7 protein-coding genes are annotated in these 8,747 nt (G+C 68.1%); all 7 read right to left on the bottom strand.

What is annotated here, in order from left to right; genetic code table 11:
• Positions 1 to 81: 81 nt before the first annotated feature.
• A complete protein-coding gene (locus tag AC6EI8_RS21150; RefSeq protein ID WP_150083078.1) occupies positions 82 to 1,980 on the bottom strand; it encodes a potassium transporter Kup in 1,899 nt (632 codons plus the stop codon).
• Positions 1,981 to 2,377: 397 nt separating this feature from the next.
• The gene (locus tag AC6EI8_RS21145; protein ID WP_226107045.1) at positions 2,378 to 3,079 is read right to left on the bottom strand and encodes an ABC transporter ATP-binding protein; all 702 of its coding nucleotides are present in this window, start codon (positions 3,077 to 3,079) and stop codon (positions 2,378 to 2,380) included.
• Positions 3,080 to 3,084: 5 nt separating this feature from the next.
• Positions 3,085 to 3,942 carry an ABC transporter ATP-binding protein gene (locus tag AC6EI8_RS21140; RefSeq protein WP_150083080.1) on the bottom strand — a complete coding sequence of 286 codons (858 nt, stop codon included), beginning with the start codon at positions 3,940 to 3,942 and terminating at the stop codon, positions 3,085 to 3,087.
• A complete protein-coding gene (locus AC6EI8_RS21135) occupies positions 3,939 to 5,048 on the bottom strand; it encodes a branched-chain amino acid ABC transporter permease (RefSeq protein WP_223819571.1) in 1,110 nt (369 codons plus the stop codon). Before AC6EI8_RS21135 ends, AC6EI8_RS21140 begins: the two co-directional genes overlap by 4 nt.
• Positions 5,049 to 5,052: 4 nt before the next feature.
• Complete coding sequence (locus AC6EI8_RS21130) at positions 5,053 to 5,919, bottom strand: branched-chain amino acid ABC transporter permease (protein ID WP_149318893.1); 867 nt, start codon at positions 5,917 to 5,919, stop codon at positions 5,053 to 5,055.
• Positions 5,920 to 6,033: 114 nt separating this feature from the next.
• Positions 6,034 to 7,227, bottom strand: coding sequence for an ABC transporter substrate-binding protein (locus AC6EI8_RS21125; RefSeq protein WP_149318894.1), 1,194 nt, complete (start codon positions 7,225 to 7,227; stop codon positions 6,034 to 6,036).
• Positions 7,228 to 7,572: 345 nt separating this feature from the next.
• Positions 7,573 to 8,747, bottom strand: a 1,175-nt coding sequence (locus AC6EI8_RS21120; RefSeq protein ID WP_498382781.1) for a benzoate-CoA ligase family protein, incomplete at its 5' end; no start/stop codon positions are given.

The following is an 8,747-nucleotide window of genomic DNA, read 5'->3' as shown; positions in this document are numbered from 1 at the left end:
CAAAAGAGCCTGCAAGCGGCAGCGCCGCATGCAGGCTTTTTGCTGATCCGATCGGCGGCCTCCGTGGGCGCGCCGCCGCGGTCAGATCTCGACCTTGGTACCCAGCTCCACCACCCGGTTGGCCGGAATGCGGAAGAAGTCCGAAGGCTTGGCGCCGTTCTGATGCATCCACGCGAACAGCGTCTCGCGCCACATCGGCATGCCGGGCAGGCGCGACGGGATCACCGACTCGCGCGCGATGAAGAACGAGGTCTCCATCAGCTCGAACTCCATGTCGAGCTTGCGCTTGGACAGGTCGAGCACCTTGTGCACGTCGGGGGTTTCCTTGAAGCCGTACTCGGACTTCAGGATGAAGACGCCGCCGCCGAGGTCCTTGCAACTGAGCCGGTGATCGTCGTCGACATAGGGAATGTCGCGTGTGACGAAGCTCAGGAACACCACGCGCTCATGCAGCACGCGGTTGTGCTTCAGGTTGTGCAGCAGCGAGACCGGCACGAATTCGGTGTTGCCGGTCAGGAAGACCGCGGTGCCCTCGACGCGGTGCGGCGGATGGGCCAGCAGGCCGGCCATGAAGGGCTCGAGCGGAATGCCCTCCTCCAGGCTGCGCGCGCGTAGCAGCTTGCGGCCGCCGTACCACGTCATCAGCAGGAAGAAGGCGGCGCTGCCCAGCAGCAGCGGGAACCAGCCGCCCTCCGCGATCTTCAGCAGATTGGCCGACAGGAACGACAGGTCGATCACCAGGAAGGCGGCGCCCGCCGCTCCCACCACCGCCGGCGGCCATTTCCACACGTGGCGCATCACGACGATCGACAGCAGCGTGGTGATCACCATCGTCGTGGTCACGGCGATGCCGTAGGCGGCGGCCAGGTTCTCCGACTTCTTGAAGGCCAGCACCACCAGCACGACGGCCACCAGCAGCACCCAGTTGATCACCGGCAGGTAGATCTGGCCGATCTCGGCTTCCGAGGTGTAGCGGATGCGCATGCGCGGAATGAAGCCGAGCTGGATCGCCTGGCTGGTCAGCGAGAACGCGCCCGAAATCACCGCCTGCGAGGCGATCACCGCGGCGCAGGTGGCCAGCAGCACCATCGGGATCAGCAGCAGGTCGGGCACCATCAGGTAGAACGGATTGCGCACCGCGCTGGGGTCGCCCAGCAGCATCGCGCCCTGGCCGAAGTAGTTCAGCATCAAGCAGGGCATCACGATGGCGAACCAGCCCCGGCGGATCGGCGCGGGACCGAAATGGCCCATGTCGATGTACAGCGCCTCGGCGCCGGTCAGCACCAGGAACACCGCGCCGAGCACGATGAATGCCTGCAGCGAATGTTCGATCAGGAAGCGCACGCCGTACAGCGGATTGATCGCGGACAGAATGGCGGGCGACTCGATCAGGTGGTAGATGCCCAGCCCGCCGAGCGACAGGAACCACACCATCATGATCGGACCGAACAGCTTGCCCACCGACGAGGTGCCGCGCCGCTGCAGCAGGAAAAGCACCAGCAGGATCGCCAGGGTGATCGGAATGACGTAGTGCGACAGCGCGGGCGTCGCGATCTCGATGCCTTCCACGGCGGAGAGCACCGAGATGGCCGGCGTGATCACCGCATCGCCGTAGAACATGCAGGCGCCGAAGATGCCCAGCATCATCAGCACCTTGGCCCGCCGCGTGCGCGGTGCGGCGCTGCGCAGCGCCAGCGCCATCAGCGCGAGCACGCCGCCCTCGCCGTCGTTGTCCGCGCGCATCACGAACACCACGTATTTGATCGACACCACCAGGATCATTGCCCAGAACAGCAGCGAGATCACGCCCATCACCGCTTCGGGACTGAACGGAATGCCATGCTCGGCGCTGAAGCACTCCTTCAATGCATAGAGGGGACTGGTGCCGATATCGCCGAAGACGACACCGATCGCCGCGAGTACCAGCATGCGCATGCTGGGCGTCTCGACGAAATAATGGCTCGTGGTGGGTTGTGTCATGGATTCGGAGCGGGAGGCCCACTATGCCGCGGCCGGCCGCATCGTTCGAGGATTTTTTTGCAATGCACAATCGGGCGCCATTCTAGTGGAAACGGGCCGGCAGCGTCATCAGGAATCTTTTTGAGACCGTGTCGGGCGCGCCGCGGGTGGCGCGTGAAGACGTTGGCTGGCCGGCGTTCGCCCTACCCAGGAACGCAAGGATGCGAGCGAAGCGGCGCTCGGTCAAGCCCGAGGTGTGGCGTGCCCGCCATAGAAAAACGGCGCGACCCGCGGTATTCGCGCCGTTCGGTTTCCGCCATGCCTGACTGTCCGCCTTGTCGGCCCTGCCCATGTCTGCCATGTATTCCTTCTTCGCCGCGCCAGATACCGCCGCGGGTGCAGACGACCATCGCGGTGGTCAGACGCCGAGATACCGTTCGAGCAGGCCGGGCGTGGCCGCCAGCTCGGCCGCGGGGCCGCTGGCCGCGACCAGGCCCTTCTCCAGCACCACCACGCGGTCGGCCTGTGCCAGCACGGCGCGATAGTTGCGGTCGACCACCACGGTGGAGATGCCGGTGCCGCGCACGGCGGCGATCACGTCCCATATCTCGCGCACGATCTTCGGGGCCAGCCCTTCGGTCGCCTCGTCCAGGATCAGGCAGTCGGGGTTGGTCATCAGCGCGCGGCCGATCGACAGCATCTGCTGCTCGCCCCCGGACAGCTGCTGGCCGCCGTGGTCCAGCCGCTCCCTGAGCCGCGGGAACAGGTCGAGCACCCTCGTCTCGCCCCAGTCATTGCGGCCGTTGCAGCCCTTGCGCGCCGCCATCAGCAGGTTTTCGCGCACCGACAGGTTGGGGAAGATGCCGCGGCCTTCGGGCACGTAGGCCACGCCCAGGCGCGCGACATCGTATGGCCGCGCGCGCGACACGTCGCGGCCAGCGACCACGATGGTGCCGGCGCGCTGCGTCACGTGGCCGAGCAGCGTCCGCAGCAGCGTGCTCTTGCCCATGCCGTTGCGCCCCAGCAGGCCGACTGTCTCCCCCGCGTCGACGCGAAAGTCGACACCGCGCAGCACATGGCTGGTGCCATACCAGGCCTGCACGCCGGTGGCTTCGATCATCGGCTTCACGCTGCGCACTCCTTGCGCGTGCCGGCGGCCGCGCCGGCGCCTGCGCCATGGGGATTGGCGTCGTCCGCGACATCGGCAAGCTCGCCGGCGCCCTCGTCGTCGCCCAGGTAGGCCTGCTGGACCTCGCGATTGGCCCGGATCGCGGCCGGTTCGCCCGAGGCGATCACCACGCCGTTGACCATCACGGTGATGCGGTCGGCGACCGCGAACACCGCGTCCATATCGTGCTCGACCAGCAGGATCGCGTGACCCTCGCGCAGGTCGCGCAGCAGCGCCAGCATGCGCGCCGATTCCTCGGCGCCCATGCCGGCCAGCGGCTCGTCGAGCAGCAGCGCCACCGGCTGCGTAGCGAGGCACATCGCGACCTCGAGCTGGCGCTTCTGGCCGTGCGACAGGGCCATGGCTGGCAGCGCCGCGCAATCCGCGAGACCGGCTCGTTCCATCGCCTCGTCGCCGAGCGCGCGCGCGGTGCGGCAGGACTGCGCGCTTTCCCACAGCCGCCAGGCACGCTGCGCGCGCGACTGCGCCGCGAGGCGGCAGTTCTCGCGCACGCTCAGTGGTGCGAACACGTTGTTGCGCTGATAGCTGCGTCCCACGCCGGCGCAGGCGAGCCGCGGCTGCGGCCAGCCGGTGACGTCGTTGCCGTGCAGGAACAGCTGGCCCGCGCTGGGCGCGAGCTCGCCCGACAGCAGATTGATCAGCGTCGACTTGCCGGCGCCGTTGGTGCCGATCACGGCGTGGATCTGATGCAGGTCCAACGCCAGATCGACGCCGGACACCGCGGTCAGGCCGCCGAAGCGGCGCGTCAGTCCGGCCGCGCGCAGCACCGGTTCGTTGCCATGGCGCGCGTTCATCGCCGCTCTCCCCGCATGTCGCTCACTTTGCCGCCCGCCTTGCCTTCGGCCCTGCCTCCGGCTCCGCGGCCCACGCCGCCACCCAGCCGGCGCCGCAACAGCGCGGCCAATCCGACCAGTCCGCCCGGCAGCAGCGCCACCGCGGCGATGATGAAGCCGCCCATCAGCAGCTGCCAGTGCTTGGTCAGCGTGCTGAACCATTCGGCCAGCAGCACGAAGGAAAACGCGCCGATCACCGCGCCCGCCAGGCTGCCGACGCCGCCCAGGATCACCATCAGCATCGCGTTGCCCGACTGGTGCCACGACGCGATCTCCGGATTGACGAAGCCGAACTGGATCGCATACAGATAGCCCGCCAGCCCGGCGAACGCGCCGCCGGCGACGAAGGCGCCAAGCTGGTAGCGGTAGGTGGCGAAGCCGGCCGCGCGCATGCGCTGCTCGTTGTGGCGGATGCCGATCAGCGCGTGGCCGAAGCGCGAGCGCAGCACCATCGCCAGCGCCGCCACGGTGAAGATCAGCGCGCCCAGCACCAGCCAGTAGAAATGCACGGGATCGTCGATGCCGAGCGGACGCGCGCCGAACACGCCGAACTCGGGCCGGAAATAGATATAGGTGCCATCGCTGCCGCCCGCGATCTTGGTGTCGTGGAAGATGAAGTACACCATCTGCGCGAACGCCAGCGTGACCATGATGAAGTAGATGCCGCGCGTGCGCAGCACCAGCATGCCGACCAGCAGCGCCAGTACCGACGCCGCCGCGACCGCCGCCACCAGCAGCCACCAGCCATTGCCCGGCTCGGACTGCGGCGCCAGCATCGCGGTCGCATAGGCCGCGGTGGCGAAGTACGCCGCGTGGCCCAGGCTGACCAGCCCCGTATAGCCGATCAGCAGCTGCAGCGACAGCGCGAAGATCGCCATGATCATGACCTTGCTGAGCAGGTCGATGTAGAACTTGTTGCCCTCGCCGCCCAGCGCGAGCGGCAGCGCCGCCAGCACCGCGAAGGCGATCGCCCACGCCAGCGTGGTCCAGCGCAGGTTGGCGCGCCGCTGCAGGTCGAAGGCCGCGCCGATGTCGGCGCCGAGATCGGTCGGAGGTGTCGATGCCATCGCGCTAGCCCGCCTTGAACAGGCCCTGGGGTTTCCAGAGCAGAATGATCGCCATCAGCAGATAGACCAGCACGCCCGCCGCCTCCTGCCAGAAGACCTTGCCGAAGGTATCGACGAAGCCGAGCAGCAGCGCGGCGACCATCGCGCCCTTGACCGAGCCGATGCCGCCGATCACCACCACCACGAAACAGACGATCAGCACCTGGCTGCCCATGCCGGGATAGACCGACGACACCGGCGCGGCGATCATGCCGGCCAGCACCGCCAGCGCGACGCCGAGCGCGAACACCAGCCGGTACAGCCGGCCGATGTTGACGCCCAGCGACTGCACCATCTCGCGATTGCTGGCGCCCGCGCGGATCGTCATGCCCAGCCGCGTGCGGCGGATCACGTAGTACATCGCCGCGGCCACCAGCAGGCACACCGCCGAGATGAACAGCCGGTAGACCGGATAGGTCATCTCGTTGCCGATCGGCAGCGCGCCGTCGAGCAGCGGAGGCACCGGCACGCCATGCACGTCGTCGCCGACCAGGATGCTGCGCATCTCCTCGAACACCAGGATCAGTCCATAGGTCATCAGCACCTGCTGCAGGTGGTCGCGTTCGTACAGATAGCTGAAGAACACCCACTCGAGCAGATAGCCGAACGCGACCGCCAGCACGATGCCAAGCGGCAGCGCGATGAACAGGCTGCCGGTCATGCTCGCCAGCGTGAAGGCCAGATAGGCGCCCAGCATGTAGAAGCTGCCGTGGGCGAGATTGATCACGCCCATGATGCCGAAGATCAGCGTCAGGCCGCTGGCGACCAGGAACAGCAGCAGGCCGTACTGCACGCTGTTCAGGCACTGGATCAGGAAGGAGACGAGGTCCATGCGAGGCGATCGGTCGTTGACGGGGCCGCGGCCGGCGCGAGCCGGTATGCCGCGGCCGTTAAGGCATGCAGGAGGCAGGCGATCGAGTGGCCGACTGGCGCGGTCAGCCCCACATTACAGGCGGCAGCCGCGCGCCGGATCGGCCAGCGCCTTCACCGCGATGCCGCTGACCTTGTTCTCGCGCCCCTCGACCTTGCGCAGATAGAAGTCCTGCACCGGGTTGTGGGCGCGCGACAGCGTGAAGGTGCCGCGCGGGCTGTCGATGCGCGCCGCGGCGATCGCCTTGTAGACGTCCGCCTTGCGGCTCATGTCGCCCTTGACCGCGCTGGCGCCGGCGGCCAGCATCTGCGCGGCGTCGTAGCCCTGTACCGCATAGACATCGGGCTGCAGCTTGTAAGCCTTCGCATAATTGAGCCGGAACTGCTTGTCGCGCGGATTCTGCAGGCCGTCGGCGTAGTGCAGCGTGGTCTCCAGGCCTTGCGCGGCGGCGCCCTGCGCCTCGAGCGTGCCGTCGGTCAGGAAGCCCGATGCATACAGCGGAATCTTGTCCTTCAGGCCCGCCGCGGCCCAGTCCTTGACGAACTTGACCGCGCCGCCGCCGGCGAAGAAGACGAACACGGCATCGGGCTTGAGCGAGGCGATCTCGGTGATCTGCGCCTGGAATTCGACGTTGGGGAACGGCAGGCTCAGTTCCTTGACGATCTTGCCGCCCTTGGCCTCGAACGCCTCCTTGAAGCCGCGCACCGACTGCTCGCCGGCCGCGTACTTCCACGTCAGCGTGACGACCCGCTTCATGCCGCGTTCGGCCACCACCTGGCCCATCGCATAGCCGGGCTGCCAGTTCGAGAACGAGGAGCGGAAGATGTTGGGCCCGCACAGGGGACCGGTGGCCTCGTCGGCCCCGGCGTTCGGGATGATCAGCAGCGTGTTGCTTTCCTTGGCGACCTTGACGATGCCCATCTGCACGCCCGAGTGCACGGTGCCGACCACCACGTCGACCTGGTCGCGCTTGACCAGCTTGTTGGCGTTCTCGGGCGCCTTGGCCGGATCCGATTCATCGTCGACCTTGAAGTACTCGACCTCGCGCCCGCCCAGCCGGCCGCCCTGCTCCTGCACGTACATGCGGAAGCCGTTCTCGATCGCCGTGCCGAGCGCCGCGTAGGTGCCGGTGTAGGGCAGCATGAAGCCGACCTTGATCTTGCCGGCCGCCGCGGATGGCGCGGGCTGCCCCGTGGCGGCGCCCGCCAGCGTCAGCGCGGCGACGGCAACACAGGCCGGCGCCAGGCGGCGCGAGATGAAGCGATGCATGGATGTCTCCTCCTGGTGGTTCAGCGGGTCGCTCGCGCGACGGTGCGACGGCGTCCGTTCCATTGCGCCATGCCTGCCCGCCGAGACCGCGTGGTTGCTTGCGAAGTTGCATGCGGCGCGGCCTGCGGTCGGGCGTGGCATCGCGGCGGTGCGGCGCCAATTATTTTAGGTTTGAAGTTTTCGCCGTTATAAACCCCGCCATGGATGGCGTCAATGCAGTGGAACCCGGCGCCGCGGCCACCGAGGCTGGCGGTGCCTCCGGGGCTATCGAAGCGACCGGGCCGACCGGCTCGCGCCCGAGTGTAATGACGCGCGGGCCGCGGGGATATCGCGGCTTACCCTGTCTCATGGCGCGGATGGCGACGGAACGGCGCCCGCCGCGTCGGTCGCGGACGTGCGCGCCTGCTCCGCGTCGGTCGCGCCCTCGCGTGCCTGCCGCTCGCGCTGCCGCAGGCGGAAGCGCTGGATCTTGCCGGTCGCGGTCTTGGGCAGCTCGGCCACGCATTCGATCCGGCGCGGATACTTGTACGGCGCCAGGCTGCTCTTGACGAAGGCCTGCAGCTCGGCCTCCATGCCGTCGTGCCATTCGTGGCCGGGACGCAGCACCACGTAGGCCTTGGGCTTGACCAGACGGTCGGCGTCCTCGACGCCGATCACCGCCGCCTCCAGCACCGCGGGATGGCGCGCCAGCGCCGCCTCGACCTCGAATGGCGAGACATAGATGCCGCCGACCTTCAGCATGTCGTCGCTGCGCCCGGCATAGACATAGTAACCGTCCGCATCGCACAGATACTTGTCGCCGCTGCGGGTCCATTCGCCGACGAAGGTATCGCGGGTCTTGTCGCGATTGCCCCAGTACATCAGCGCGGCCGACGGCCCCTTGATGTACAGGTCGCCGATCTCGCCGGGCGCGCAGGGCTGGCCGGCGTCGTCCAGCAGTTTCAGCTCGTAGCCGGGCACCGCCTTGCCGGTAGTGCCGTAGCGGACGTCGCCGGGACGATTCGACAGGAAGATGTGCAGCATCTCGGTCGAGCCGATGCCGTCGAGGATGTCGCAGCCGAAATGGGCGCGGAACCGCTCGCCGATATCGCGCGGCAGCGCCTCGCCGGCGGAGGTACAGACGCGCAGCGCGACCGCTTCGCGCGCCGGCAGGTCGGGGGCGGCCAGCATGCCGGCAAACAGCGTCGGCACGCCACAGAACACCGTCGGCCGCTGCCCGGTCAGGCGGCGGAACACCGCCTGCGGCGTCGGCCGCTCGGCCATCAGCAGCGTGGTGGCGCCGACCGACAGCGGAAAGGTCAAGGCGTTGCCGAGCCCGTAGGCGAAGAACAGCTTGGCTGCGGAGAACACCACGTCGTCCTCGCGCAGGCCCAGCACCTGGCGGGCATAGAGGTCGGCGGTATGGAACAGGTTGCCGTGGGTATGGACGGTGCCCTTGGGCCGGCCGGTCGAGCCCGATGAATAGAGCCAGAACGCCATGTGGTCCGGTCCGGTGGCCGCAGGGTGCGCCAGCGGCGTAC

The sequence above is a fragment of the Cupriavidus sp. R6-3 genome (assembly GCF_059772245.1).
The sequence above is the reverse complement of the archived record's forward strand: the minus strand, read 5'-3'. Positions and strand labels throughout refer to the sequence as shown.

Bases quoted from the DNA above. Each gene is read 5' to 3' on its own strand.
- AC6EI8_RS21150 (WP_150083078.1), bottom strand. From the start codon at position 1,980: ATGACACAACCCACCACGAGCCATTATTTCGTCGAGACGCCCAGCATG.
- AC6EI8_RS21145 (WP_226107045.1), bottom strand. From the start codon at position 3,079: ATGATCGAAGCCACCGGCGTGCAGGCCTGGTATGGCACCAGCCATGTG.
- AC6EI8_RS21140 (WP_150083080.1), bottom strand. From the start codon at position 3,942: ATGAACGCGCGCCATGGCAACGAACCGGTGCTGCGCGCGGCCGGACTG.
- AC6EI8_RS21135 (WP_223819571.1), bottom strand. From the start codon at position 5,048: ATGGCATCGACACCTCCGACCGATCTCGGCGCCGACATCGGCGCGGCC.
- AC6EI8_RS21130 (WP_149318893.1), bottom strand. From the start codon at position 5,919: ATGGACCTCGTCTCCTTCCTGATCCAGTGCCTGAACAGCGTGCAGTAC.
- AC6EI8_RS21125 (WP_149318894.1), bottom strand. From the start codon at position 7,227: ATGCATCGCTTCATCTCGCGCCGCCTGGCGCCGGCCTGTGTTGCCGTC.